Source organism: Mycobacterium innocens (genome assembly GCF_900566055.1).
In the GTDB taxonomy this organism is placed as follows: domain Bacteria; phylum Actinomycetota; class Actinomycetes; order Mycobacteriales; family Mycobacteriaceae; genus Mycobacterium; species Mycobacterium innocens.
Map to the genome: position 1 here is coordinate 1 of NZ_UPHQ01000345.1, position 1,580 is coordinate 1,580.

Here is a 1,580-nt window from a genome sequence, read left to right on the forward strand (position 1 = left end):
TGTGGGGCCGGCGACGCTTGTTGATCTTGATTTCGTGGTGCCGGGTAGGTTTCGGCGCCGCGTGTCGTGCGGTGACGCCGGGTTCCAGGTCCCGGTGGGGTTCGCTCCTTCCTGGGGTAGTCGCGACAACGGCCGGTGGGTCAGGGAATTGCCAGGACGCGGTTGAACGCGTCGGCGAATTCCTGTGCCCAGGGCCAGGTTTCGGATATGCGCAGGAACAGGTGGCGGGAGCGGCGCACGAGCCGGACGGCGGTGTGCAGCAGCCGGTGCCGCAGCGTGGCGGGTTCGGCCTTGGCCAGCGGCCCGTCCAGCAGCAGCAGCCGCGTCCAGCACAGCAGGTCGATCGCGATCGCGGCGGCGGTGACCCAGGCGGTGTTGATGGCGAACGATGCCGACGGCCACCGCGCCAGGCCGGTGTCCTTGCCGCACCGAATGAACCCCTCCACGCGGGCGTGCACCCGGTGCCGTGCCTCGAGCCGCTGCACCTGCCCGCCCGCGGTGGCGGTCGCCATCACCTGGTAGCGGTATCCGCCCAGCTGCTCGAACAGCGACAATTGGGCGCCGGACTCGATCTTCTCCCGCCGCACCAGGATGCGCATGTCGGTGGGCCAGCCGTCGAGGCGGTCGCCGCCGGCGCTGTGTCGTAGCAGCCCGGTCAGCTCCGCCAGCTGCGCGTCCTCACGCGGGTCGCCGACTGCGTCCAACGCCGGCGACCACACGCCGGCGGGGGTCTGCCCGATCGCGGTCCGAACGCGTTCGTCCAGGTCGAACCCGACCGAATAGGCCACCGACCAGCCCGGCCGGTCGTTGAGTTTCGTGAGGTGCTCGACCACGGCGTGGCTGGATCCGGCGCCGTCGATGGTAATCAGCAGATTGCGCCGCCACCGCGGCGGGATCGCGGCGATCGCGGCGTCGATGATCGCGATATGGTCGGCGGCGGTGTTCGACCCGGCATTTCCCTTCCGAGGCACGATCGCGAGCAGTTCCCCGGTGTTGTCGCACCAGGCGGTCAGCGGATGGAACCCGTAGCCGCCCTTGAAGTTCCCCGCTGCGCACTCCTTGTCGCTATGCGAGTCGATCAGCGACGCGTCGATGCGGATCACGATCACCGGCCCAAGATCCCCATAGCAGGTGGGCGCGGGCGGGATCCGCCCATGGCGGGCCTCGATCAGCTCCCACACCCGCTGCCGGGTCTTGTTGCGCACCATCATGATGCGCTGCAGCGCCTGTTCGTCGATCTCGTTCAGCGACCGCCACACCGTCGGGACCGACGCCACCGGACCGAACAATCGGGCCTGTTCGCGCAGCACCACCACATCGCCGATGTCGCGGCCGCCGCCGGCGATCGCCACCGCCACATCCCGCAGCACCGCGCCCCGATCATGGGTCACCTCCGGCCGCGACAGCACCGCCGACAATCCCTCGGTGAGCCCGGTCGCATCGGCCAGCATCCGCGGGATCACGTTCCCGGCGTGCCCGACGACATCATCGCCACGCACCTCGATACGGAGATTCTTCGACCAATCGTTGCTAGTCTGCATCTGTTAGGTGCGCTCCATCTCGGATCATCGGTGCTGTGG

1 protein-coding gene is annotated in these 1,580 nt (G+C 69.0%); it reads right to left on the bottom strand.

Going from position 1 to position 1,580, the window contains the following annotated elements; genetic code table 11:
• Positions 1 to 140 precede the first annotated feature (140 nt).
• Positions 141 to 1,541 (bottom strand): IS1380 family transposase, encoded by a 1,401-nt coding sequence (locus EET03_RS29620; protein WP_075542929.1) that lies wholly within the window; start codon positions 1,539 to 1,541, stop codon positions 141 to 143.
• Positions 1,542 to 1,580 lie beyond the last annotated feature (39 nt).

Coding starts and splice junctions, on each gene's coding strand:
- EET03_RS29620 (WP_075542929.1), bottom strand. CDS start 1,541: ATGCAGACTAGCAACGATTGGTCGAAGAATCTCCGTATCGAGGTGCGT.